Source organism: Micromonospora sp. IBHARD003 (assembly GCF_056106285.1).
This window is the reverse complement of the sequence record NZ_JBWBBX010000001.1, coordinates 7,504,003-7,530,667: the sequence shown is the minus strand read 5'-3', so window position 1 is coordinate 7,530,667 and position 26,665 is coordinate 7,504,003. Positions and strand designations below refer to the sequence as shown.

Genomic DNA, 26,665 nt, shown 5'->3' with positions numbered 1-26,665 from the left:
TTGGAATGAATGTGCCGCGCAGAAACCGTTGGCCCACCGACGGGTGGTGCTACCAATTGCAATGCGTTCGGGCCCGAGTTGGGAAATCACCTCGTGGTCGTGCGCGAATCCCACGCCTACAGCAAGAACGGATTCCGCCCCATGGCAATCGCACTCCGCAAGACGCTCGCCGTTGCGACGCTGGCCCTGAATGCCTCCATCCTGCCGACCGTCGGGGCACAGGCCGTAGACACCGCCGCCCCGTCCCTGCGCGCTCCCGGCCTTCACTGCCTCGCCAACGTCTGGGAAACCCCGAATGTCTCCACGAAGCCGTGCGATGCCGCCGACCGCGGCCAGCACTGGACTGTCTCGGGCCAGCAGATCTCTCTCAGCAACGCGCGGGGCTACTGTCTCGCCAACACGTGGAACGCTCAGGACGTCTCGGTGAAGCCTTGCAACCCCAAGGACCAGGGGCAGTACTGGACTGTCTCGGGCCAGCAGATCTCCCTCACCTACGCTCCGGCCTACTGCCTGGCCAACGCCTGGCAGACCCCGAACATCTCGACCAAGCCGTGCGACTCCGCCGGCCCCGGCCAGCGCTGGGTGATCTTCAACGACCAGATCAGCCTCGCCGCCGCCTGACCCCTGCCCCACCGCCGTGCCCGGCCTCTGCCCGGACAGCCCCGGGTGCGGCGGCCTATCCCTCTGACCACCCCTGCACGCACTGCCCGCACCCGAGGTCCCGCCACATGAGGCTGGCGGAATCGGACGACGTCCACGGCGGAGGCAAGGGGCGCCGATGCGGGGATCGGAGCACGCCTTGGTACAACATGTTGCACCGAGCTTCACCAGGCTCCGACGGGGTACCACTAGACGGATCACAGGACACCACCAAACTGACGAACTGTCACTCGGCTACCTTCCCCGCCTCATTGAAATCGTCCCCTCAGGCGCCCGCACCGCTTCGCGGAGGGCCGTGTTTAACAGCGGTAAGACGTGACCAAGCCTCGAAAGTCGAGGTATCTCTGCGCTCAAGGCCATCGGATACAGCACAGAACGCCACAGCGCCCTCCGCCGCGAACGCATCAGCAGGGGAAGCGACTCCCGCAGGCTCCACCCCCAGGCACGTGGTCGGATGCCGGAGCGCGGCGGACTCAGTCGGACCAGATGCCTCCCTCGGCGCGGGCATGGACCACCGCAGACAGGAATCGACCCTGGAAGACGAAGGGTGAACTCGATTTCGGCGCGCGAACTCGATTTCGGCGCGCCGGGTCTCGAAATCCCCCGGGCCCGAGCTCGGAGCACGGACTCACGTCCCATCTCCGACACGCCCGAAAGTCCCACGCCCGTATGTGGAGGTTGCTTCGGCGCCCAGAAATGTCACCACGGTTGCAGCAGCTCGCGCAGCGCGTCGATGTCGCCGAGCAGTGCGTCGGTGTCCCCGTCTGTCAGGGACGGGTCCGCGACGGGCCGCAGGGCGGGGTCACGCAGCGCGGCAGCCAGGGCAGCGACCTTGCGGTTGAGCACCGCGTTGACCCGCTCGTCGATGGTGCCGGCGGCCAGCAGCACTGTGCAGGTGGGGTTGGCGTCGGCGGGCAGGCCGAGGCGGTGCGTGCGGTCGATGGCCTGTAGCCAGGTGCCGGCAGCATACCCGCGGTCCAGGTGCACCTGGTCACTCGCCGATAGGTGCAGGGATACCCCTTCGCCCAAGGTCTGCGGGGTCGCGACCAGCGCCCAGCATTCGTCGTCGTGACGGAAGCGGTCGAGCTGGGCCCGACGGCCGCTCCGGCCCGCCGGGTCATCGAGCGGGGTGGCGCCGGTTACGACGGCCGGGCGGTGCCGCGCCAGTGCCGTGGTCAGCGCCTCGATGTTGCCCAGGAAGCCCGACCAGACGACGGTCTTGCGGCCCCGGGCACGGTTCTCGGCCACGATCTGGGCGGCACGGACGACCTTTGCGGGGCGGATGTGCCGGGTCGGGTCGGTGACCAGGGACGGCAGGTCGGCGTGGCAAGGCTCGTCCAGCGGCAGCGACCACGGCTTCCCTGGGGTGAAGACAGCGGCCGGATTGGCCGCGGCGGCGATCAGATGCAGCAGGACACGGCCCGCCTGGGCCGCCACCGTCGTCGAGGCGGCCCCCTCGGGCACACAGACGCCCCGCGCCCACTGCCGGACCTGGTTGGTCATGGCGTCGTACAGCGCGCGATGGGCGGCATCGAGGGAGATGCGTTCTACCCGCAGTCGCAGCGGCGGGAGTTCGAGGTCGTCCTTGGTGGCCCGTACGTAGGCCCGGTCCCGGAGGTGAGCGAGGTCGCCATGGACGAGCCGTTGCCCCTGCCCCGGCCACACCAGGTCGAAGACCGCTTCCAGGTCTCGAGGCCGGTTTGGCATCGGGGTGCCGGTCAGGACCATCGCGGCGTCGGCACGGCGCGCGAGTTCGGCGGCCTCAGCGCCACGTCGGGACGCCGCCCCAGCCTTGGCGCGGTGCGCCTCGTCGAACACGGCGATGACCTTCCGGCCGCGGGACCAGCCGGCGAGCCCGGCGCGTACCACCGGGTCGCCCAGTCGCTCGTAGTTGAGCACGACAACGGTGTCGGTACGCGCGAGGACCCGGGGGCGTACGGCCACGGAGGGCGCCCGCCCCGGCGCGAAGCACACCTCCGCCTCTTCCACCCAGGCTTCGAAGGCGGACGGCGGTGCGACCACGAGCATGGCATGCGCTGCTCCTCGGGCTCGCAGCGCGGCGAACACGGCGTAAGCCACGGTGGTCTTGCCCGAGCCCGGCACGGAGAAGTTCGCTCCGCCGCCGGCAGCGAGCAGCCGGGCTACGGCAGTGCGTTGGAAAGGCCGCAGCGGCCGGACGAACCCCAGGGACGGGAGGTCGAGGTCGTGCGGCCACAGAGACTGTTCGGCGACGTCCAGTGCGAGCAGCCGGGCCAGTCCGTCCGCCGCCGCGACCCCGCCCTCGCGCAGGCGTTCGGCGGCCGGTGTCCAGCTCCACCGGGCGGCCGCCGCCGGATGGCGAGCAAGCAGCCGGGGCAGGGCACGGGCCCGGTCGCGGCGTACGACAACCGAGGTCGCGTTCACCGCCGTGGCGGGTGTGCCGTGCACGGTCGGTCCGAGGAGGGCGGCCACGTCCTGCCACCAACGGTCGGTGACGTGCTCGGGCCGACGGACGACGGGCCGTCCGGCCTCGTCCACAGCGACCATGCCCGTGACGCGGCCGTCCTGGGCCTCGGTGGCGGTCACCTGCGGGCCTGCTGCTTGAGGTAGGCCATCACGCCCTGCCTCAGGAAGCGGCGCAGGCTCTCGAGGGACACGTCGGTGCCCGCCTCCACCTCGGGGTCGATGCCCACCTTGTCGATCATGCGGGGCAGGCCCTCGTCGTCGGGGTCGTAATCCTCCTCGTCGACGCCGGCTCCTACGGCGTCTACCCGGACGTCGGCGAGCGCGCCGGCTCGGGCAGCCACATGGTCGATGTCGTCAGCGAGGGCGACGATGGCCTTCTCCCACTCGGCGGTGTCGGAAAGCAGGTCGGCGCCGCCCAGGTCCTCTTCCTCCCCCGAAGTTTCCAGCCAGAGGGGGATGGCCACGCCGGACCGGACGCCCGGGTCTTCCTCGGCGCCGTCACTACGCGGCCCGGGAACGGAGCCGTGGGCTCCGCGGTCCGGCCTCTCGGCAAGCGTGCCGGCGCCGGGGGCGTTCGCCCAGCGCTTCCGCAGCCACTCCTCCAACATCTCCTGACCGGTCGCCGGGTCGACCGGAACGACCGGAACGTCGCCGGTGGCAGCGGTGACGATCGCCTCGAGCTGGTCGATTCCCTGGCGCGAGCGGGCGGCATTCATGACGATCACGTCGGCCTCGACCTTCATCACGCCGCCCCGGCCACCACGGCCGGTCAGAGTCATCGACGACGGATAGCGGACCGTACGAGGGGTACCGTCGGAGGTCGTACCGCCGTCCGGCCGACGGTAGTTGCGCAAGGCGGGGTTCGCCGCGTGCGCGACGAGAGCAAGGATCGCAAGGGCCCGCTGGTGCGGGCCGAGCCGAGTCCGCTTGGCCTGCTGAGCGGCCGCGAGCTCCTTGCGGGCGGCCCCGGCGATCTCCTCCACGTCCCGCTCGATCAACTCGGTCCAGTTGCCGCCTTCGTGCTGGCCGATGTCGCGCAGCTCCGGCTTGCGAAAGGAACGCGCGATCACCGCGGTGAACTGGCCCATCTCGCCATCTCCTTCCAGGCCCGCGACCAGGCCGGCCAGGGAGGCAGTGGTGGTCGCCGCCTGGAGGGGCGAGTTGGGTACCCGCAGCCGCTTGAGCGTCTCGCGCACCACGCTGTACCTGGTGGAGACGGTCGGGTCGTCAACCACTGTGGAGACCATGACATGAGTGGTGGCCACGACCCGGTTGCGGTACGGGGTGGACGCCGGGTCGTCCGCCCACGGCACCACCGCGTCGCCGAAGAAGACGTCCCGCTGTTCCTCGGTGACGTAGTTGCGCCGGACGAGGTCGTTGACGACCGTACGGGCCTTGAACGCCTCGTCGTCCGCCTTCCCCCATAGGGTCGGGTTCTGCCCCTTGACGTGGAAGCGCGCCATGTCGGCGTAGACCACATCGTGGTCGCTGTTGTCGCGATACGGCCGGACGGCGATGCCGATGTCCATCCGGGCCGTCATCATTCGCACAGTGGCCTGGGCTTCCGGCGAGGCACCGTCGAGCCACGCCTGTACGGCGGCATGGGTGCGGCCCGTCGGCCACACGGCGAAGGGGGCATCCGCGAAGCGCAGGGCCCGATGGGCGGCCTCGATCGAGTCGGGGGTGTGCGGGCCGACGGTCACGCCGGTCGGGCTCTCCCAGTGCCACGTGGACAGGTCGGCCTTCGTGCCCATCAACTGGCCCATGAAGGACTGGGCGACGCTGACCCGCGTCCAGCCGTCGTCCGTCTCGACGAGGTGGCCGCGTTCCTCGTCCGACACGTACATGTCGTACGCGAATCCGCGGATTTCCTCGCGGATGCCTTCAAGGGCCAACGAGTCGGCGAACTCCTTCTCGGCCTCACCCGCATACGCGTACGGAAGACGGACCTCCTGCTGCGCACGGGTGATGTCGAGCAGGTGCTGCGCGGAACGGGCCTGGATGCGCAGGCCGTTGCCGACCTCGTGAATCAGCGATCCCCTGTACGTCTCGCGCATGATCCGCTGAGCGGAGGCGGCCATGCGCGGCTGCACGGTGGCCGGACGCACCATCGGTACGCACACCACGAGCTGAGCCACCGACAGCAGCCCGGCGTGGTTGCGTCGCCACTGCGCTCGGCGGACGGCATCGGCGTTGTCCCGCCCGATCGACACCGCCTCGATGGCCCGGACGAGCCCGGCGGGGGTCTCCTCGGGCGCACGGCCGTGGACCTTTCCGTACCACTCCATGACGGCCTTGCCGAGCTCGGTAGGCGGCTCCCCGTCGGCGAGAGCGGGCTCGCCGCGCAGGGGCTCGAAGACCGGTGGCAGCAGGGGGAACACGCCGTCGAGCGGGACTGCGTCGGAGATCAGGTTCTGGTGGCGGGGGTCCAGGAACTGGAAGGTGCTCTTGCGGGCAGCCATGGGTGGCAATCTCCTCATGGGGTCGACACCCGTCGAAGCGTGATGCCCGTACACGTCATCACTGGCCGGTGGCGCGAAGGCGCCGACTGCTCGGCCCGAGAACACAGGTATGGGAGGACACGGTGGAGGGCGGGTGCGTCATCGGTGCGCTGTACAGGAGCGCGGAACTCAGCAGCATGACGACGCAAGCGCCGCCTCCACAGACCGTCACCAGAGCTGTCCAGGCGCGTCGCCTGATGCGGCGTGCGAGGGCAGGTGGACTCCCGATGCCGTGGAGCGACCACCTGTCAGAGGTGGTTGCGGACCAGATAGTAGCGGGCGATTCCCCAACTGGGTGCGAGAACCTACGAGTTCGCAGGACCGGGCAATTAGGTCCTGTCCGCGCCGGAATTGCACATGCCGTCCACGCAGCCCGGGGAGCTTCAAGGACTGTGCGTCAACCCGCCGGCCTGATGAGGGGCCTGAGCGTCACGGCACGGCGGGGACCGCTTCCCCGCGCTCGCTCCATGCGGAGGCGGCCTGCACCGCCCCCTAGGGGGCTTCTGACGGATCTCCGCGGCGTCGCGACGCCCGGCACTCACTCTCACCGCACCGGCCGAAAGCCCAAGTACGTCCAGTACGAGGGCTTCCAGCCGGCACTCCGAGAGCACGCACCGGACGCCGCTCCTTCCTCCACGGAGATCCATCAGAAACCCCCTAGGCGCCATGAGATTCCCCCACAGGCGTCGGACGGGGCACCATCGCGGGGCCGCTCACGGCACTGCGAACGACCTGCGCGCGACATGACAGGGCCGGCACCGGGGAACAGTCCCCGGTGCCGGCCGTGTCCGTGTGTCACTGACGGCGGGATGCCGCAGCCAGGTGGATCAACCCCAGGGATCGACGTCCACCGGCAGGGCACGCTCGTCCTTCAAATGAAGGAACCGCGCCTCCCCCCACCCCAGGAGCGATTCGTCCGAGAGCGGGTAATCGGCGAGATCCCCGCGGAGAATCCTGAGGAGGAATGCACTCATGCTGCAGTGATGGAGAGACCACATGAGGCTCCCCCGGCTGAAAACCGCCACCGGCCACGCATCAGGATCCGGATCACCGGTAAACCAGCAGAGCGTGTCGGCTCCTACCGTGTCACCCCAGATGAGCATCTTCTCGAGTGGATACTCCAGAGCAAGCTCCGGCGACTCCCACCCTTCGTACAGATTGGCCTCGGTCAGGTAGCCCCGGGAGAACCTGGAGATGGCGTTCGGCTCGGATTCGCTCGGCCGCGGCGCCAGGATCGCGATCTGATCCTCGATGGAGCCGTACCCGTACCGGGCCATGAAATCCCTGAAATCGAGGGGAAACCGTGTGCCGTACTCATGCTCGACTGCCTCCCAATCGACGACCTCACCCACGGTTTCACCCAGCGGGCTGAGGAGGCCTACGAGTTCGGGAATGCCCGAGACGTACCTCGATGGCTTGGTCACTGCTACTTCAACGGTCCTTCCGGTGCCCGAGTTCCGAGGTTGTGCCACCGACCGTCGTTCAGGCTCTTGATGACGTTGGGCACGCGCTTGTCGAACTGTATGCCGGGGCTGCCATCCGGGTTGTGCCCGGTCGCTTCCATTCGGTAGGCGTAGGGCACGACCCTTCCTCCGTAGTACAGCGGGGTCACCTTGTAGTGGACCACTTGGCCCCCCTCGATCGCCGCGCGCACCTGCTTCTCGTAGTGGAGCATGTTCCCCACAGGGTGTGGGGCCGTGCCGGAGACGTTGGGGTCGGCGTTGGCCGTGCGTGAGCACGTCGAGATGTTCTTGTAGTCGAGGCCGTCACCGCTCAGCTGGTCCCCCAGGAGGTGGCAGGCGTTGCGCCACCGGCTGGGTGGGAAGTTTCCGAGCTTCTTGACCTCGCCGGCGGCCCATCCATAACCAGGCGGCTGACGAATCACGGAAGGGTCCTCGCCCTTCATGGCGAACGTCTTGGTCTTGGTTCCCGGGTTGTTGGTGATCCACGCCTTGTCCAGGCAGGCCTCGGCTCCCGTGGCCCTGTTTCCGTTTTCGGCATCCAGGTCACCGTACTCCCGCCAGCCGATGCCGTTCTTGCGACAGTCGCCGCCACGCTCCGTACCGGTACCCGGTTCGGTGCCCGGGTCGGCGCCCGGTGCACCGTGGGTGTCCAGCACCTCGTCCGGGCTGAACGTGTCCTCGCCGGCCAGCCTGGCGAGGAGGTTGGCGCCGCTGACGACCATGTCGACGGCCTTGGTGGCACTCCAGACGGCCTGGGTCGGGTTCCAGTCCGGCTTGGGGATGTGCCTCGGTGCCGGAATCGGGTTCGGGCCGCTGTAGGGGTTCTGCGGGATCTTCGGCTTGGGAGGTGCGGTCGGCCGCTTCGGACGCGTCAGCGTGGAGGTACCTCCACGGCGTCCGCCTCCCGAATAGTTGTTGTGGCCCCGGCTTCGATCAGGTGACGGTGAACTGGTTTCCATCCGTTTCGGGGCCGGACCGCCACCGCACATCCAGTGATTGCACGCCTTGCCGAAATTGCGTACGGCGGCACAGGCCGCTCTCTCGGCAGGTGTGGAATCGCAGGCAGAGCCGCTCTTGCCCCCGCTGTCGCTGCCCTCGTTCCAGGCTTCCCATCCGACGCACCACGGGCTTGCGCCCAGCCTGAGAAACCCGAGCTTCGAACGGCTGGGCTTGAAGCAGTCGATCACGGAGTGCCCCGAAGGGTCCGTGCCGTTCATCGGGCTCGCGTTGGCATAGGTGTAGCGGTTGGCCCGGACCGAGGGGTTCGGGTCGAGCTGCCAGGTGTCGCGGCTGGTGAAACCGCCGGCGCCGGGCTGGTACCAGCGGGCGGCCATGTTGACCTCGCCGGTGGAGGAGTCGGTCCAGCCGGACTGGTAACCGATCGACGGGGTGGGGCCGTTGCTCGCGGTCACCTTTCCATGGGCGTCGTAGGCGCGGGACGAGGTGACCGTGGTGCCGTCCGGGGACAGGCTGGCGACCAGGTCGGTGTGGCCGTCGGTGACGGCCAGGCGGGCCGAGTCCGCGGTCCCTGTGGTGGCGCTGGCGAGCAGCGTGCCACCGGGGGTGCGGCTGTAGGAGGACGTGCCGTCCTCGACCAGGTTGTTGGAGCCGCCGTCGTAGCTGAAGGCGGTGCCGTTGTGGGTCATGACCCGGTCGAGCGAGTCGTAGGTGAAGGTGCTCGTACCGTTCGACACGGTGCGCTCGAAGGCGTCCGAGTTGATGGTGCGGGCCGGGCCCGCGGTGTCCGTGATGCCCTTGACCGTGCCGCGTGCGGAGTAGTCGAAGGTCTGCGTGCCCCAGGTCTGGACCCGGTTGCGCGCGTCGTACGTGCCGGCGATGTCCCCCTTCTTGGTCAGGTTGCCGGCCTTGTCCCACTCGTAGGCGGTGGTGGTGCCTCCGCTGGTCTCGGAGGTCATGCGGCCGGCGAGGTCGTACGCGTACGTCCGCTGGCCCGCCCCGGCCGTCCCCGACGCGGTCTTCTTCACCAGCCGGTTGTCGAGGTCGTACTCGTAGGCGGTGCCCTGGATCGCGGTAGCCGTGCCGGTCTTCCTGACGCTGTCGTCGGCCAGCCGGCCGAGGGCGTCGTACGTGTACGAGCGCTTCGCGCCGACCGTCCACGTGCCGCCGGCGGCGGGGCGTGCGTACTCCTCGGCGGTCGGTCGCCCGGCCGCGTCGTAGTCGCTGCGCACCTGGGTGCCGGTGAGCGGGTCGGTCGTGGTGTCGAGGCGGCCGGCCTGGTCGTAGGTGAACGCCGTCGCACCCGCCGCGTCCGTGCGGGAGGTCATCTTGCCGTCCGCGTCGTACGCGTAGGACGAGGTGCCGCCCGGGCCGTCGGTGGACAGCAGCTGGCCGCGGTCGTTGTAGGTGTACCTGTTACCCGCGAGCACTCCGTCGCCGCCGACGCCGGTCAGGCGGCCGGCCAGGTCGTAGGAGAGCGAGCGGGGACGGGTGGCCACGGCGGTGCCGGAGCCGGTCTCACGGGTGAGGCGGTCCAGGTCGTCGTACGTCTTCTGACGCTTGACGTTGCCGGGGAGCAGCTCGGTGACGACCCGGCCGGCCGCGTCGTAGACGTTGGTCCACGTGCGGTTGGTCAGGCCCGGGTGGAGGGTCGTGCCGGGTTCGATCGTGGACTCGGGCAGGCCCCACGTGTTGAACGTGTAGTACGTGGCCTTGCCGCGGCCGTCGGTCAGGCGCGTGCGGTGGCCCGCCGCGTCGTAGCCGAAGGTCGTCGTGATCGAGTCGGTGCCCGTGACCGGTTCGACCTGCTTGGTGAGCTGGCCGAGGGCGTCGTACGTGTACGTGCGGCGCGCGCCGGTCGCCGAGACGGATGCAGTGACGTTTCCGTCGGCGTCGTACTCGGTGTTGGTCGTGCGCAGGGCCGTCGTACCCGTGCCGTAGTCAGCCACGGACAGCGGATTGCCCGTGAGGTCGTACGCGGTGACCGTCCTGCGGCCGGTCGCGTCCTTGCTCTCGGTCGTGCGACCGAGGCCGTCGTGGACGGCACTGCTGACGCCACCGGCCGGGTCGGTGACCGTCAGGGTCTGGCCGGCCTTGTCGTAGGTCGCGCTGGTGACCCGCCCTCCGGGCGTGGTCGAGGAGACCTGGTTGCCCGCGTCGTCCCAGGTGAAGCGGGAGACGAGGTTCTGGAGGGTGGGCTTGCGCTCGACCGTGGTGGCGGTGAGCTTGCGGCCCAGTCCGTCGTAGGTGGACTCGGTGCGCGCTCCTGTGGGGTCGGTCGCGGAGAGCGGCTGACCGGTCGGGGTCCAGGTGTAGGTGGAGACTCCGCGGCCGGACAGGTCGGTCGAGGTTTCGTTGAAGGTGGTGGATCCGGGCGCCTGCAGCGTCGCTCCGCTACCGACGAGCGGGTCCGTCTTGCGGACGAGGTTGCCCAGTTGGTCGTACGCGTAATGCGTGGCTCGGCCCAGCGGGTCGGTCGTGGAGGCCGTGTTGCCGAGGGCGTCGTACGTCGTGCGCGAGACAGACGTGATGGCCGCGGTCGCGCCCGGCGGCGTGTAGTCGGGCAGCGTGACCGCGACGGGGCGGCCCAGCTTGTCGGTCTCCGTACGGGTCACCAGGCCGCGCGCGTCACGCGACTCCGTGGCCTCGCCGAAGGTGTTGTAGCCGACGAGGGTCTTCGGGGTGACGGCCGTGGCCGCACCGCCGTTTTCCTCGGCCTGCACCTGCGGCGCGGTCGTCTCGACCAGGCGGCCCAGCTCGTCGAACCGGCCCGTGCTGGTGCTGCCGCGCGGGCTGGTCTGGGTCAGCGGGAGGCCCCGCTGGTCGAAGGTGGTCGAGGAGACCCGGGTCGTGGTGCCGTCGGTGACGGTCGTCGTCTTCGGGTTGCCCACCGCGTCGTACTCGGTGGTCGAGGTCACCTTCTTGCCGGTGCCGTCGATGGACCGGGTCTGCTCGGTGAGCCGGTCCTCCGCGTCGTACGCGTAGGTGGAGACCCGGTTCAGACCGTTGGGATCGAACACCGAGCGGGTGGTGCGGCCCAGGGCGTCGACCGTGTTCACGGTCGTGGCCCCGCCGTTCGCGGTGGCCGAGACCGCGTTGCCCGCGCCGTCGTAGACCGTCGACCCGAGGAGGATGTCCTTCTTGGAACCGTCGGACCGGGTGACCTGCTTCGCCGTCGTCGTGGCCTTGAGGCCGTCGTCGTAGTAGGTGAAGGCGGTCGTGGCGCCCATGGCGTCGGTCGTCGAAGCCAGGCGGCCCGCGGGGTCGTAGGCGTTCGAGCTCAGGACCAGATCGCGGGTCTGGCCGGACGGGTCGCCGGTCCAGTTCTTCAGGACCGACTCGGCCACCTGGCCGCGCTGGGTGTACGTGGTCGTGACGACGTTGCCCGCGGGGTCCGTCGCACTGATCACGCGGCCCAGGGCGTCGTGGTCGTACGTCGACTCGCTGCCGGCCGCGTCCGTCACGCTGTCGTTGAGACCGCGCATGTTGTAGCGGTAGGTGGTGGTGCGGGTGGCGTCGCCGCCGGTGGTGTCCTCCGTGGATTCCGTGAGCAGATGACCGTCCGCGTCATAGGTGCGGCTGATCCGGGCGGTGTGGGTGACACCGGTGATTCCGTTCTTGACGCCCGGCCCGGTCTCCGCGGTAACGCGGGACATGGCGTTGTAGGCGTAGGTGGTGGTGACACCGGCAGGGGTGGCGTCGGAGACCTGGGTCTCGGTGGCCTTCCGGCCGATGCCGTCGTAGGTGTACGTCGTCACCACGCCCGAGGGCGCCGTCGTCCTGGCCAGGTCACCGCTCGCGAAGTACGCGTACGAGACCGTGACGCCGCCGGTGCTCTTCTTGGCGGCGACCAGCCCGGCCGGGGTCAGTCCGCCGCCCACCGCGGGCTCGGTGCCCGTGGTGTAGGTGGTCGTCGCCGTACGGCCGTCGACCGAGGTGACCGTGTCGACCATGCCGAGCGCTGTGTACGAGGTCGTCGTCCGGTAGCGGTTGTCCGCAGGTCCCGAGGAACGGCCGTCGCGGAGCGCGATCTGCTTGCCGTTGCGCAGGTCCAGCTTGTCCGCAGGGTTGTCGTAGTACTCCGCGAAGGAAGTCCAGCAGGTGTTGGCGTCCCGGCAGGTCGTGGTCGAGACGGTGTTGCCGCGCTCGTCGTGACCGGTGATGGTCGCGTGGCCGTTGGGGTCGGTGACCGTGTGCAGGAAGCCGCCGGTGTCGTACGCGTACGTGGTGACACCGCCGTCCGCGTTCGTCGAGGCGATACGGCGCTGGCCGCGGACCGCGTCGAAAATACCGCTGGTCTTCGCGCCCGTCGGGTCGGTGACCGTCACCGTCGCAGTGAGGGAAGAGCCCGACGCGTAGGTACGGGCGCCGTAGTGCCGGGCGACCTGGTCGGCGGTGAGGGTGCGCGGGTAGACCGCGACCTCGTCGATCTGGCCGGTGAAGTACTGGACGCCGTCGCCCGGGGAAGCGGGCCACCACTTGGTGTAGCCGGCACCGATGTACGCGAGCTGGTTGGTCTCGTGTGTGACCGGCACGGTGGTGGTCTGCGCGACCTGCGCGCCGTCGAGGTACAGCGTGTGGGTGGACCCCTGCGCTGTCACCACGGCGTGGTGCCACTCGTTGTCCGTGACCGTGTTCGGCGAGGTGTTGGTCGCGCCGACGCCGCGGGTGAAGTACTGGCCGTGGAGCTTGTTGTCCGAGCCGACGTACAGGACCGGGGCGTACGCGACGGCGTCCGGGAGGGGTTTCTCCTGGTCGCTGAAGAGCACGCCCGGCTTGGTGGTCTTGAACCACAGCTCGGCCGACAGGTCGGTGTCCGGCAGGTGACCGCCGGCGAGTTCGGCGTACCCGTCGCCCGCGAACTCCGCGGCGGAGCCGTCGCCGGTTCCGAACGCACCGGGCCCGCCCAGCGTCGCCTTGGTGTAGGTGCCGTTGGCACCCGCGGCGGCGACCTTGTTCACGACGGTCGAGCCGCCGGTCTCGTTCAGCTGCCAGTAGCCGGCCGGGGCGTCCGCCATCACGACGCCCTGGTACTGGTTCCCGTTGCCGGAGACCAGGCGGTTGCGGGCCTTGAAGTGGTCCGCGACGGTCTGTGCGTCCAGCTCCTTCGTGTAGAAGGCGGCCTCGTCGAGCTGACCGTTGAAGTAGCGCGTCGCACGAGCCTGCCCGTCCCACTCCTCGCTGGAGTAGCCGGCGCCGAGGTAGGCGTGGACCAGGGTCTCCGGCTTGACCACACCGGACTTGGAACCGATCTTCGCGCCGTCGAGGTAGAGCGACTGACCGGCGGAACCGCCGGTGATCACGACGTGGTGCCACTTGTTGTCGGTGACCTTGGCGCCGCCCATGACCGGCCAGCCCGCGGACGGACCGTCCCACAGGTGACCGCGCAGCTTGCCCTCAGCGTCGACGAGGAGACTCGCGTTCCACATCGTGGGGGTGGTGCCTAGCTCGGTGCTCTGCAGACCCAGCAGGACGCCGCTGGGCTTGTCCGTCCTGAACCACAGCTCCACGGAAAGGGAGGTGGCGTCGCTGATCGTTTCGGACGGTACTTCGACGACGCCCTTGGAGCCGTCGAGGGTGATCGCGCCGTCGTCGCCGTCGAGGAACGCCCCGACGCCGCCGAGTGCGACACCGTCGCGGTACGAGCCGTTGCCTCCGCCGGATATCTCGTCCGCCGCCGACGCGCCGCCGCTGTCACCGAAACGCCAGTAGTTGACCGGACCCGACGCGCGCACCGCATCGCCGTAGGCCTGCGAGCCGGCCGTGTAGCGCGGCTCGGAGATCTGCCAGAGACCCCCGTTCCCGTCGGCGACCTTCGTCGCGCGGCCGGTGTCACCGTCGTACTCGGCCTGTCCGCTCACCCTGCCCGACGGCAGGGTGGACCTGGTCAGCTTCGACGCTCCCGCACGGGCCTCGAAGCGGGCCTTGATCGACCCGGCGTCAAGCGCGCGGTGGTAGACCGCGACCTCGTCCATGGAACCGGTGAAGCGGCGTACCCCTGCGGGGCCGCCGTCCCAGCTCGGGTTGGAGTAGCCGGCGCCGAGGTAGGTGAAGGTCTTGCCGTAGTGGTCGACCACCCCGGGAATGGAGCCGAGGCGCGTGCCGTCGAGGTAGAGGGTCTGCTCGGTGGCCGTGCTGGTCAGAACGGCGTGGTGCCACGCGTTGTCGGTGACCGTGCCGGGGGAGGTGACGGGGGTGGTCCCCACGCCCTTGAGCTCGAAACCGCCGTGCAGCTTGCCCGCCTGGTTGATGCCCAGGATCGGGCTCCACCGGTTCGGCTGGCCTTCCGACAGCTGCTTGTCCTGGAAGCCGACGAGCGTCCCCGGCTTGTCCGTCTTGAACCACAGTTCGACCGACAGGACGGTCGACCCGGACAGCGCGGTTCCCGGCAGCTCCACAGAGGAGTTGGTCCCGTCGAACGAAGCCGCCTTGTTGCCCGTCGCGCCCAGCGCACCCGCGGACCCGAGGGTCACATCGCGGTAGTGGCCGGCGTTCATGCCCGTACGGGAGACCGCCTCACTGGCCGCGGACTCGCCCTCGGACTCGTTCAGCCGCCAGTACCCGACCGGATTGGCGTCCTGCACCACGCCCCGGTAGTACGAACCGGCGGTGTACTCGTACGTGGAGCACGCCGTGGCCGACGAGGGCGGGCACACCTTCACCAGGCGGTCGCCGTCGTACGTGTACGACCAGGTGAGAGCCGGGGCGATCGGTCCGACGGCGTCCGTGGACACCGAGGCGACGTGCGCGCCCGACCACGTGAAGGACAGCGAGCGCTTCGACAGCGCATCCGTGGCCTTCGTCAGCTTGCCGGCCGTGTACGTGAGGATCTGCTCACGACCGTGACCGTCCTTGACCTTGGTCAGGCGGCCCGTCGCGTCGAAGGTGTGGACCGCAGCCGCCGCATCGCGCAGCGTCCAGCCGCCCCCGTCGACCTCGGTGAGCACGCCCACCGAACCGGACGGCGCACTGTACGTACCGTCGGCGTTGCGGCCGAAGCGGACCTGGCTGCCGCTGTCGAGGGTGATGACGACACTGCCGTCGGGCTCGGCGACCGCCCGCATGTCCCAGCGGGTCGCCCAGCCGGCGCCGAAGGCGTTCGCCTGGCGCGGGTCCTGCGAGTTGTAGGTGCGCGTGACCGCGAGCTCCGGGCCCACGCTCGGTACGGCGGCATCGGTGGCAGCGGTTGTGTAGTTTCCGGCCCGCTCGCCGAAGCTCCGACCGCTGTCCGCGCCGCCCAGGTGGGAGGTGATGACGGGCTGCGGGACCTGCGTGGTCAGGATCGACGGCGCGGTGCGCGAAGACTGGTCCTTGCCGTCGTTCGCGTAGGCGTACCAGGCGTACGTCTTCGCCCAGTTGAGCCAGCCGGACGGAACCGTCCAGCTCTCGGAAGCCGCATGTGTGTTGCCTCGGCAGTTCTTCCGAACGTCCTTGCCCTCGACCTCGCACACCTCGAACTGGTACGTCAGCGCACCCGGGGACTTGTCCCGGTCGGTGGCCGTCGCCCACAGCGTCGGGGTCAGGGAGTCGACGACTGTACCGCTCGGCGGAGCCGCACCCGTCAGGTATGGCGGCGCGTTGACCGCGTCGAACTGCACGGTCGGGCCGGGGACGCCGTCGTCGACGAAGCTCCGCACCTGGAACTCGTCCATGGTCCACTGGAGCGTGTACCTGCCCGGCGCCAGCGGGGCGATCCTGGCATCGAGGGTGACCGTGCCGCCCGGCGCGATGTCGTACGGCATCGGCGTCCACCGGATCTTGCTCCAGTAGTCACCGCCGACCTTGTTGCCGTTGGCGTCGAACAGGTCGTAGCGCAGCTTGTAGTTGCTGGTCGCGCCCCAGGTCTGCTGCCCCTGGTTGGTGACGGTGACCTTGAAGGTGCCCTCGGTGGTGGCCGTCGGAGGCTGGACGAAGCCGCCCAGCTCGTACGTGGCCCCGTACTTCGACCAGGTGACGTCGAGGCTGGGCTTGCCGCCGGGGTAGTTGTCGGAGCCGAACTTCTTCCAGGTCCTGGAGTCGTCCGTGGCCGCCTTCACGGCCAGGCCGTAGTTGGCCTTGCGACCGTGCGTCCAGTCGTCGACCAGCTTGCGGCCCGAATCGCCGAGCGGGATCGACTCCCACGTCCCGGCTCCACAGGGCCAGCCGGACGAGCCGTCCGGGCGCCACGCGTGCGCGAAGGACTTGGAGCCCAGGGCATCGCCGGTAGCGGGACCGGGGTAGCTGTTGGTGCTGCCCTCGGACCAGTTCGAGGTGATCTCGTGGACCGTCACCGGCCGTGCGGTGCACGAGTACGAGAAGGTGTTGAAGAGGCTCAGGTTCGCATTGATGACGAATGCGTTCTTGAGGGTGGTGTCCAGGCCGTTGAACTTCAGGAACGAGGCCGCCTTGTGGCCGCCGTTGTCGTACGTGCCGACCTTGAGTTCGTTGGAGCCGGAGAAGTTCTGGCTGTACGGCGACTCGACATACGTGCCGGAGGCCGCCTCCAGACCGTTCGCAGAGGGGTCGACCTTCACGGGGAAGACCCGCTCGGGATCCGACAGCCACTTGCGGTCCAGCTTCACGACCAGGACCTGGCGGGAGCCCTCCCGCACGATGCCGTACGTGACACCGGAGGAGATGACGCCCTCGTCGGAGTTCGGCGCCTTCTTCGAGTCCTCCATCCAGCCCGCCGGCATCCAGCCCTGCTGACGACCCGTCCGGTCGGCGAAGGAGACACCGCCGTGCCCGTCGAGCTTCGCCGTCAGACCCTTCAGGGCAAGCGGGAAGCGCCACTCGGCCGGCGCGCCCTTGTCCTTGAGGATCAGCGTCTCCTTCACGGAGTCACTGCCTGCGATCAACTCCACGTCCGTGGAAGGGCGGACCTCCGGATACGTGATCACACTGCCGTTCACACGGCCCTGCGCGTGGGACGCGCCCTCGATCGAGTAGCCGATCGCGGTGGTGTCGCCGATGCCCAGACGCACCAGCGTCTGCGCATCGGCGAACTCGGAGAAGTAGACCTTGTCCTCGGTCGACCGGGCCTGCCAGCCGGATCCCGGGGAGCTCTCGGTCCGCGCACCCGCGGTCGCCTTCGCCAGTCGAGTGTCGATTTCCTTCCACTTACCGTCTTCGCCACGGAAGTTGACCTGCTCGTTGTAGAAGCGGGTCGTGTACGTGCCGTCCTCGTTGGCGAAGGTACGGGCCTTCTCTGCGCGCTTGCCCGTGACTTCAGAACTGGCCTTGGGATCGAAGCCCTTGGGCGCCGCTCGGCGCGGAGCGGGCACCTTGCGGTAGGAAGGCGCCGCCGTCCTGGGCACGTTGCCCAGCTTCAGCCGGGTGGTGCCGGAGTCCGGCGCGAGTTCGCCGGGCGCCCTCAGGGCGCCGCTGCGGCCGCCGGACGCGTTGGCGTCCGTGGCGTCACCGGAGGCACTGTGCCCACGCCCGCGGGCCGATCCCCACTTCTGTTCGGGTAGTTGGCCGGCCCCTGGGCCGGATCTGGCCTCGCCCCAGCGGTTGACCGCCAGGGCTGTCTGTTCCGTGCCCGCAAGCACGGCCATGATGAACGCCATGAGTATGACGAGTGGACGCGTGATACGCACCTGAAGCCCCCACGAAAATGATCAGTGGGGGGTAGTCCTATCCGGATTCACAGGGGACGCACAAACTCCGCACAGGATCTGACGAACCGGATCCCGGGGCAGGGAGGTGGTCATATCACTCATGTCGTGATGGATTCATGCGACTCACCACCGGCGAGCATCGACCCCGTGACGGAAGTCACGCAGCCTCATTCCGTGCCCGGCGAGTTTCGGGCGCGGTGTGTGATGTAACGGTTCGCAAGCTGGCCAGGAACCACCCTGAACCCCAACTCTGCTATTGACGTGCGGGACTTGGCGCTGTCGTAGCCGCGGTCGAGGTTGATGTTGACGGCGTCCGGCAGCGGGCCAACCTGCTCCTTGGCAGCTTCCAGGGTGGTCCGAGCAGGGTGAGTCGTGCCGTTGGCTCTGTCGGAGACGATCCCGAGCGGGACACCGCAGGCGTCAGAGGCGACCGAGCGTTTCAGTCCCTGCTTGCCCCGGTCGACCGGGGAGAGCCCCGCCTTGTCGCCGCCGGACGGGGCCTTGGTGATACAGCCGTCCACCGAGATCTCCCCAGTCCGAGGCCTACCGTCCGTTCGTACGCCTCAAGCGCCAAGGCGTGCACCTTCTCGGATATCCCCAGCCCGGCCCACTCCTTGACGCGGCGCCGGATCGCCCGGTCGGAGCATCCGGCTGTGGAGATGCGTTCGTAGCCGGAGCCGTGGACCAGTGCGAGCACGGTGTGCTCGAAGACCGTCCGGTCCGCGATCCGGCGGTGCGGTGACAGCCCAGCGGGTGGTCCGCGACGAACTCTCCCCAAGCGGACAGGAGTGCGGCGAGCTGGTCCAAGAGGGGTTCGAGCAGGCACGATGGCACTGCGGGCACGGCCGTCCTTGCCGTCAGCTACGTCCTGGCAACCGTACGACGTAGGCGGGCGGACGTCCTGGCCGGGAATGCCAGTACGGCGGCGCCACCGACCCGCGCCAACCGCGGCTGGGCCATTCCGCACAGGCGAGAACCCCGGCTACGCCTCGCCCGCAACGCGCACAGGGGTATGCGCACGTTGCGGGCCACGAGCCACTGCACGGGGTACGCGAGTGGGTAGCGCTCAGAGTGCCGGCGAAGCGGCCGGATCGATCCCGGGACTGATCGACTCAGCCGCCGCTCTTGCGCCTGAACGACCGCTGGCTCGCAGCCGGGCCGTGCGCCGCACGCACCTTCGACGCATCCGGGTTGGCGGCAACATCGGCCGCGTCCGCCTGCGCACCGCGCTTGCGCGCCAGGGCTTCACGGAACTTGCGCTTGAGGTCGTAGTTGCCGTCGCTGTCCGGCGCCAGAGGGGACGTCTCGGGGGCAGCCGGCTCCGAACCTTCCGTAGTTACGGGCTCTGCGGTCATGGTGACCTCCTGGGTTCGGGGGTGGGCAAGCACAGCTTGTCATGCCGGGCGCCGGCAACATCATCCTGCTTCGTTTCTGCGGGTATCCCTCTCACGGCCGAAGGCGTTCGCTTCGTGGTCGGGGGCACAGGACGAGCTTCGGGCCGGGCCGAGGGGTGTCGATCCCGTGGCCAGGTATTCGCTGACAGGTCAACGGCTCTCAGCCGTTGCGACGCACGAGGGCGGCCTTGCGGGCCTCGGCCAGCTTGCGGGCCTCGCCGGCCTTACGGGACTTGCCGCCGGCGCCGCGGGAGGGGTCCTTGCTGGTGCCGAGGCCGCGGAAGGGAGCGTTACTGTTCTTGGGCCGGGGGACGGCGGGCCCGCCGTCGAGCGGGGTGCCGGAGGGAGCCTTGGCGCCGGTGATCCGGCTCAGCTCCGCCTCGCCCGAGCGCACTTTGGTGACGGTCGGCTCGATGCCGGCCCCGGCCATCATGCGGCTCGTCTCGCGGCGCTGGCCCGCCAGCACGAGCGTGACCACTCTGCCGGACTCACCGGCACGGGCGGTGCGGCCGGCCCGGTGCACATAATCCTTGGGGTCGGTGGGCGGGTCGACGTTGACCACGAGATCGAGGTCGTCGACGTGCAGGCCACGGGCCGCGACATTGGTCGCCACCAGAACGGTGATCTGGCCGTTCTTGAACTGCGCCAGGGTCCGTGTGCGCTGTGGCTGGGACTTGCCGCTGTGCAGGGCCCCGGCGTGCACCCCGCTGGCCCGCAGATGCCGGGTGAGCTGGTCGACACCGTGCTTGGTGTCGAGGAACAGCAGTGCGCGGCCGTCGCGGGCGGCGATCTCCGTGGTGACGGCGTAGCGGTCGGGGCCGTGGACGACCAGAACGTGGTGCTCCATCGTCGTAACCGTGCCCGCGGACGGGTCGACCGAGTGGACGACGGGGTCGTGGAGGTAGCGGTGGACCAGCTGATCGACGTCGCGATCCAGAGTGGCCGAGAACAGCATCCGCTGACCGTCGGGGTGTACCTTGTCGAGCAGGTCGACAACCTGCGGCAGGAATCCCAGGTCGCACATCTGGTCGGCCTCGTCCAGCACGGTGATCCTTACCCGTCCCAGTCGGCAGGCGTTGCGCTCGATCAGGTCGTGCAAGCGTCCGGGGGTGGCGACGACCACCTCGGCTCCCTGGCCCAGCGCGGCGACCTGCCGGCCGATCGACATGCCGCCGACGACCGCGGCCATCCGCAGCCGCAGTGCCTCGGCGTACGGCGCCAGCGCCTCGGTGACCTGTTGGGCCAGCTCCCGGGTGGGCACAAGGATCAGAGCGAGGGGCTGCTTCGGTTCGGCGCGCCGCCCGGCCGTACGCGTCAGCAGCGGCAGGCCGAAGGCGAGCGTCTTGCCCGATCCGGTGCGCCCGCACCCCAGGACATCGCGCCCCTCCAGGGCATCGGGCAGTGTGGCGGCCTGGATCGGAAAGGGTTCGCGCACCCCGAGTCCGCTCAGTGTCCGCAGCACCTCCACCGGCAGGCCGGCGAAGGAGACGGCCGCGGCCGGCGCCGGGGTCGTGGCCTGGGACTGGGCGGGACCGCCGTGGGTGCCGGAGTCATCGGGATGCTTCATGAACAGCCTTCCGCAGGGGAACGTACCGAGGAAGGCCCGGCAGGCTTGAACAGCCCACGCATCAGCGGAACCGAACAGGCAGAATCGCCCACCGCGACGACCACGCAAACGCATGACACTAACACAAGGCATAACATCGCGCCGTGATACCGATCGCCCGCCCGCGTCGATGACCCGACATGGCCCGACAGCCTTCCGGCCTACGTGCTTCGGGCCCCCAACTCACCGAGATCCGCCGATGCGTCACCGGGGGGCCACCCCGCGCACTTACCTGTAAAAGGGGATCACGCACGGCGAGATCGTGACCCGCCTGAGGCGGCATCGCGAACGGCCGGAGTTGTGGTCCTCGGTTCCACAGGAGGCAACCGCAGTCCGAGGAACGGCATCGTCCAAGATTTCGGGCCGTTCCCGGGCCGGCGATCGCGCCAAAGCTCAGAGCGGCACCGTCCACTCTGGTCAGCGACGTGTAACACCTGTACCACCAGCAGACGAAGAACCTGCTCTTCCCCAGAGCCGGCGGAAAGTGAGTGCTTTCCAGAGGCCCGCGTCCAGCATGCGCGCCGCCTTCGTGTTGCTTCCGGGCCGTCACGGCGCTGATCGGTATCCCGTTACCAAGCGCGTTCGCAGGAGGTAACCGCCTTCGTCGTGCCGTGCTTCTCCTCGTACCTTGTGCATTGGAGTGGATCTGCTCGTACACCCAGTAGACATCGTCAGCCACGACGTTGTTGCTGTTTACCGCCCGGGCTTCACCATTGCGCAGGCCGCATCCCACCATCATGACGATTTAGGTTCGCGAGAACCGTCTGCTGACCGAGTCCCCGCGGGCCAAGGCAACGGACGGCGCCGTCTTCCTTTTCTTCCGGATAGATCTGCGTGAGGCACTCGACGGCGTCGTCCTGGTGCCGTAGTGGGCCTCTTCGGCGCTGTTCAAGGGAGCGTCCCTGAACCGAATCGTGTCGGGGCGCGGGTCGGCACAGCGGGGCCCTGCCACCGATGCAGGTCAGCAAGCCCGGACACCGTCCAGCCTGATGCTGACCGTTTGCTGACCCGAGCGGCTTGATCACGCCCCTGACCTGCGAAAATAACCAAACGCTAGATCTTGGACTTGAACATGGTACGCAGCACTGAGCGCTCCTGGAATTCTGCTCCCTGCCCGCATTCTGCAGGTCAAGGGCTGTTTCCTCACTCTACAACGGCTCGATTCCCGGCTGGTGTCTGCTCAGCGTTCCGGTGCTCATGCTGACCCGATGCCGACTACGGCCTGCTCTGACTGACGGGCACACGGGTCCGGCACCTCGGCCAGGGGCTCCGGCAGTCCGGGACCTCCCCGGAGGGGGCCGCAGGCTGCTGCCGGAGCTGGTCAAGGGCAGGCGGGATCAGGGATGATGCGTCGGCGGCACGTCGGGCCAGGTGGACGTCATTCCGTCGTGGGCGAACGTGGCGCCGGGGTCAAGCCGGCGGCGGCGTGGGCCTGGGCGGAGTAGCTGTCGCCATAGCCGTCGATGTCCGCCGCTGTCGTCTCGGAGTCGTCGCTCCGATCGACCCCGAAGGTCCGATGACTGCGGCCCAGCGCGCTGGGCCCTGCAGGCGGCACGCGGCCCGTTCCCCCCGGCTATGCTTAGAGAGATCAGATGTCCCGGAGGGGGAACGACCGTGCCGGTCACCGATGAGGCGATCGAGAAGATCAAGGCGATGATCACCAGCGGTGAGCTGAGGCCCGGTGATCGCCTGCCCAAGGAGGCCGACCTGGCCGAGCGGCTCGGCCTGTCCCGGAGCTCGCTGCGTGAGGCGGTCAAGGCGCTGACGGTCATCCGGGTGCTCGATGTCCGGCAGGGCGCCGGCACCTATGTGACCAGCCTGGAACCCACCCTGCTGATGGACGCCCTGGGCTTCGTCATCGACTTCCACCAGGACGACACGGTCCTGGAGTTCCTGGAGGTACGACGCATCCTGGAGCCGGCCGCCGCCGCGATGGCCGCTCGTTCGATGCCGGACTCCGAGATCGAGGAACTGCGCAAGGTCCTCGACGGGCTGACTGAGGACCTCACCCTGGAAGAGGTCCTCACCAACGACCTGGAATTCCACCGCCGGATCGCCGCTGGGGCAGGTAACACCGTCCTCAGCTCGCTCCTCGAAGGCATCTCCGGGCCGACCGCGCGGGCCCGCACATGGCGTGGGCTGACCGAGGAGGGCGCCGTCCGACGGACCGTGGCCGAGCACCGAGCGATCTACGAGGCGATCGCCGCCCGCCGCCCGGAGCTCGCCGAGGCGTGGTCCAGGATCCATACCGCCGGCGTGGAGGACTGGCTGCGCGGCACGATCGGGTCTCCGGACTTCGTACCGCCCACGACCGCCTGACCCTCGCACCAGCACCAGCACCAGACCGCAGACCAGATCCAGTGTGGCGCTCGACAGCGGCAGACGGCACTGGTGGACAAGCCCTTGAGTGCCCCCGGCGGGGCTGGTGTCCTTCAGTACCGCGCCGGTCGACGTGACCGGCTCTCCTTGCTCCCGTCGTGCCGGCCCGCACAGAGCTTCGTCCGGGCCGGCACGACCCCGCGACCGGTCAGCTCGCGCCGCGGCCGGCCGGATCGCGTCGTAGCGTCCGCTTGCGTTGAGGTCCTCCACGTAGCGTCGCCGCCGTCAAGGCTTGATCGGCTTCACCTTCGTGTCGACGCCGTTCACCCGCACGGTGACGTTTCTTCGGTTCTGCGCACGGTCGGCCACGATTTTGTAGGACGTGACCTTTCCGTCCCGCCACTTGCAGCTGACCTCGTAGCCGCCACGAGCGCGGAGCCCGCTGAAGGAACCCTTGGCCTTCCATCCGTCCGGCAGTGCGGGCAGCAGGTGGATGACGCCGTCGTGGCTCTGCAGGAGCATCTCGGCCACGGCGCCAGAAATGCCGAAGTTGCCGTCCATCTGGAAGGGCGGGTGGTTGCAGAACATGTTGGGCAGCGTGTTGTACGTCAGCAGTCCGCGCAGCATTATCTCGGCGCGGAACCCGTCGCCGAGGCGGGCGAAGAGGGCCGCCCGCCAGGGCCAGGTCCACGAGCGGCGGCTGTCGCCCGACACCGTCGCGGCCGTGAACGGGACGCCTTCCTTCTCGCCGCACCGCGCCTTGAGCGAGACGAGGGCGGCGTCCGCGAAGTCCGGCGTCCTCGGCGTGATCTGCCGGCCTGGGTAGACCGCGAAGAGGTGCGAGGTGTGTCGGTGGATGTCGGTGGGGCTGTCGATGTCCTCCTGCCACTCCTGCAGCTGACCCCACCGGCCGATCTTGTTCGGCGCAAGGTGTGCCTGCATGTCCGCGACCTTGGCCCGGTAGTCGGGGTCGGCCTCGAGTGCCGCCTCGCAGTCGAGGTAGTTCTGAAACAGGTCCCAGATGATCTGCTGGTCGTACATGACGCCGTCCTCGCGCGGCCCGTGCTCGGGGGACCAGCCGTTCGGCGCGACGAGGAGTCCGTCCTCGCGCTCCTTGAGGTGGCCCTCCCAGAACTCGCAGATCTCCTTGATCATCGGGTAGGCGACAGTGCGGAGGTAGGCCCTGTCCTGGGTGAACGCCCAGTGCTCGTACAGGTGCTGTGCGTACCAGGCGCTCGCGACGGTGTTCCACTCCCACGCGTTGCCGCCGAAGATGCTCTGGCTGGTACGGGCGGTCCAGCCGCGGGAGTCCTTGCCGAAGGCGTTGCGGGTCGCCACGCGGCTGGGCACCGCCACCTGCTCGATGAAGCCGACGAGAGCCTCGTGGCACTCCGGCAGGTTCGTCGTCTCGGCTCCCCAGTAGTTCATCTGGACATTGATGTTGGTGTGGTAGTCGGAGGCCCACGCCGGCGCATTGCTGTCGTTCCAGAGACCCTGGAGGTTGGCCGGCAGCCCCTTCGGGCGCGACGAACTGATCAGCAGGTATCGGCCGAAGTCGAACATCGTTTGCTCGAGGGTCGGATCCTGCCCGCCCGCCGCGTAACGCGCCAGCCGGGCGCTGGTCGGCAGGGAGACGACGGCTTCGTCGGAGGTGCCCCAGCTGACGGAGACCCGGTTCATGAGGGCGCGCATCTCGGCGGTGTGCTCGTCGCGCATCTCGTCGTAGCACCGGGCGGCCGCCTTGGCGAGCGCCCTGGCGACGACCGGTCCCGGATCGGCTCCGCGCCACCCGGCGGCGGCAGCGAGCTTGTAGTCGGTGCGGGCATCCAGGAGCAGAGTCAGGCTCGTGCAGCCGGTGAACCGGAGCATCGACCCGTCGGCGCGCACATCGCCGCCGGTGTGCAGGACCTGGACGGTGCACGCGTGCTTGAGGCCGTTGCCCATGACACCGTGGAAGGCGATACGCCGGGAGTGGGCGTCGACGGTCGTCGAGGCCCCCTCCTGTCCGGACGTCAGGGAGATCGCCCCGGAGAGCCCCCGGTCGCTGTCCGACGTGTACCGGAAGACCATGACGTCCGCGGACCGACTGGCGAAGGCCTCCCGCACAACGCGCCGCCCCGGTACGCCGAAGCGGGTGACATGGACGCCCTCGCTGAAGTCCAGGGCACGCTGGTAGTCGACGAACGTGCGCTGCTTGCGCGTGTCGAACTCCTTGCCTTCCAGGGCGACCTCCGCGATCTGGAAGCCGGTGGACGCCTTGCCAGGAGTGAACGTGAGTCGGTAAGTGCGGTACGCCGTGCTGTTGGTGATCCGATAGGTCCGGGTCTCACCGCGGCGGGCGAAGGGCACGCCGGGGTTCTGCGTGTCGAGCGTCACCCAGGCCTGGCCGTCCTGCGACGCCTCGAGCGCCCATCGCCGGGGGTCGTCCAGCGGACGGTTCGGCGCCGCCGTCAGCGCGTACGAGGTGACGGCGACCGCGCTGGGCAGGTCGGCCTGCCAGATGACCGCCGGTGCGGCGGCGGCGACCCGCCAGACGGTGGCCGGATCGCGGTCCACCGAACTCGAGATGTCCGTGGCCCCGGACCCGGCCCGCCCCCCGCATCCCCCGGAGTGCCCGCTCGGCGACGACAGGTACATCGAACCGCCGCCGAGGTCGACGCCGGACAGACCGATCTCGCTCACCTGGAAGTGGCTGACCCCGGCCTTGGGGACGAAGTCGAAGCGATAGAAGCGGTAGGCCCCGGTGCCGGCACAGGTGAATTCCTTTGTCTGGAAACGGCTCTCGAAAGGCGTCGCCAAAGTGCGGCTGTCCAGGGTGGTCCAAGTGGCGCCGTCGGAGGAACCGGACAACGTCCACTCCTGCGGGTCGCGCTGCGGCACGTCGTTGGCGCTCGTCACCCGGTAGGACGCAACCTCGACGGGGTCGGGGAGCTCGACTTGCCACTGCACTTTCGAGCCGGGCCCCTCGATGCACCACTTGGTGCTCGAAGTACCGTCGCACGTCTTGTCGACGCCCTGCGACGAGGAGGTGCGGTACGGGCCCCCCGGGGCCGTGACCTTCGGACGGGTACCGAAGGTGACCATGACGTCACCGAAGTTCCGGTACGAACCGAAGCCGGTCATGCCGGTGTCGAAGTCGCCGTCCGGCTTGCCCGCAAGGGCGTTGTCGTAGTTGTTGACACCACCCCACAGACTCTGTTCGTTGAACTGGATGCGCTCCTCGTCGGGGTCGGCGAAGAGCATGGCGCCGAGTCGGCCGTTGCCGATCGGCAGGGCCTGCGACTGCCAGTCCCTGGCGGGGACGGGATACTTCAGCGCCTTGCGCGACAGGGCCGGCCATTGGAGGGCCGTCGGCGCGGCGATCCCGGCTGCGACGGCCTGTCCCGCAGGGGTCCCGCCGGTCAGCTGAGCGATCAGAGGTGCGAGGGCGAGGGCGCCGCCGAGCATGAGGATGCTTCTTCGCTGCGGTTGGGACTCATTGGTCACGGCAAGATCTCCCAGCCATTGATCGGTTCTTTTACGGGGGAAGGCCTCATCGGCATGTACCGAGGGCGTCGCCATCCTTGCCCGACAATAGATCGGATGTCTAGGGGTGTGCAGCACCAACCCTGTCGCTCCCGCGACAGGTTGACAGTCGGCCCCGAGCGGCCCGATATCGCTGCGTGATGCAGCAGCAGCGGGACGCGGCACGCCTTGCCAGGCAGGCGGGCAGTCGCGCGGG

At 69.0% G+C, this 26,665-nt stretch carries 9 protein-coding genes and 1 pseudogene; 2 read left to right on the top strand and 8 right to left on the bottom strand.

Annotated features, from left to right (window positions below; translation table 11 throughout):
• The first annotated feature begins 141 nt into the window (after nt 1–141).
• Complete coding sequence (locus ACTWOL_RS32860; RefSeq protein ID WP_474300508.1) at nt 142–621, top strand: ricin-type beta-trefoil lectin domain protein; 480 nt, start codon at nt 142–144, stop codon at nt 619–621.
• Nucleotides 622–1,359: 738 nt separating this feature from the next.
• On the opposite strand, the gene ACTWOL_RS32855 is transcribed toward ACTWOL_RS32860, so the two are convergent.
• The 7 genes and pseudogenes from ACTWOL_RS32855 to ACTWOL_RS32825 form a co-directional block, all read right to left on the bottom strand.
• Complete coding sequence (locus ACTWOL_RS32855) at nt 1,360–3,225, bottom strand: SNF2-related protein (RefSeq protein ID WP_474300507.1); 1,866 nt, start codon at nt 3,223–3,225, stop codon at nt 1,360–1,362.
• Nucleotides 3,222–5,567 carry a hypothetical protein gene (locus ACTWOL_RS32850; RefSeq protein WP_474300506.1) on the bottom strand — a complete coding sequence of 782 codons (2,346 nt, stop codon included), beginning with the start codon at nt 5,565–5,567 and terminating at the stop codon, nt 3,222–3,224. The genes ACTWOL_RS32855 and ACTWOL_RS32850 overlap by 4 nt, the downstream gene beginning before the upstream one ends.
• An 866-nt stretch (nt 5,568–6,433) precedes the next feature.
• Nucleotides 6,434–7,030, bottom strand: coding sequence for an SMI1/KNR4 family protein (locus tag ACTWOL_RS32845; RefSeq protein ID WP_474300505.1), 597 nt, complete (start codon nt 7,028–7,030; stop codon nt 6,434–6,436).
• Between the two features lie 2 nt (nt 7,031–7,032).
• On the bottom strand, nt 7,033–17,574 hold the full coding sequence (locus tag ACTWOL_RS32840; RefSeq protein ID WP_474300504.1) for a LamG-like jellyroll fold domain-containing protein: 10,542 nt from the start codon (nt 17,572–17,574) through the stop codon (nt 7,033–7,035).
• A 254-nt stretch (nt 17,575–17,828) separates the two neighbouring features.
• Nucleotides 17,829–18,468 (bottom strand): annotated as a pseudogene (locus tag ACTWOL_RS32835) (transposase family protein); the annotation flags it as partial.
• Nucleotides 18,469–18,737: 269 nt separating this feature from the next.
• Entirely contained in the window at nt 18,738–18,980 is a 243-nt protein-coding gene (locus tag ACTWOL_RS32830; protein ID WP_307712219.1) for a DUF5302 domain-containing protein, read from the bottom strand.
• 199 nt (nt 18,981–19,179) lie between these two features.
• Nucleotides 19,180–20,586: a DEAD/DEAH box helicase gene (locus ACTWOL_RS32825; protein WP_474300503.1), complete on the bottom strand. Its 1,407-nt coding sequence runs from the start codon at nt 20,584–20,586 to the stop codon at nt 19,180–19,182.
• A gap of 1,653 nt (nt 20,587–22,239) precedes the next feature.
• Here ACTWOL_RS32825 and ACTWOL_RS32820 point away from each other — a divergent pair.
• Entirely contained in the window at nt 22,240–22,944 is a 705-nt protein-coding gene (locus tag ACTWOL_RS32820) for a FadR/GntR family transcriptional regulator (RefSeq protein ID WP_474300502.1), read from the top strand.
• A 285-nt stretch (nt 22,945–23,229) separates the two neighbouring features.
• On the opposite strand, the gene ACTWOL_RS32815 is transcribed toward ACTWOL_RS32820, so the two are convergent.
• Nucleotides 23,230–26,430: a glycosyl hydrolase family 95 catalytic domain-containing protein gene (locus tag ACTWOL_RS32815; RefSeq protein WP_474300501.1), complete on the bottom strand. Its 3,201-nt coding sequence runs from the start codon at nt 26,428–26,430 to the stop codon at nt 23,230–23,232.
• Nucleotides 26,431–26,665: the final 235 nt, after the last annotated feature.

Coding starts and splice junctions, on each gene's coding strand:
- ACTWOL_RS32860 (WP_474300508.1), top strand. CDS start 142: ATGGCAATCGCACTCCGCAAGACGCTCGCCGTTGCGACGCTGGCCCTG.
- ACTWOL_RS32850 (WP_474300506.1), bottom strand. CDS start 5,567: ATGGCTGCCCGCAAGAGCACCTTCCAGTTCCTGGACCCCCGCCACCAG.
- ACTWOL_RS32840 (WP_474300504.1), bottom strand. CDS start 17,574: ATGGCGTTCATCATGGCCGTGCTTGCGGGCACGGAACAGACAGCCCTG.
- ACTWOL_RS32830 (WP_307712219.1), bottom strand. CDS start 18,980: ATGACCGCAGAGCCCGTAACTACGGAAGGTTCGGAGCCGGCTGCCCCC.
- ACTWOL_RS32825 (WP_474300503.1), bottom strand. CDS start 20,586: ATGAAGCATCCCGATGACTCCGGCACCCACGGCGGTCCCGCCCAGTCC.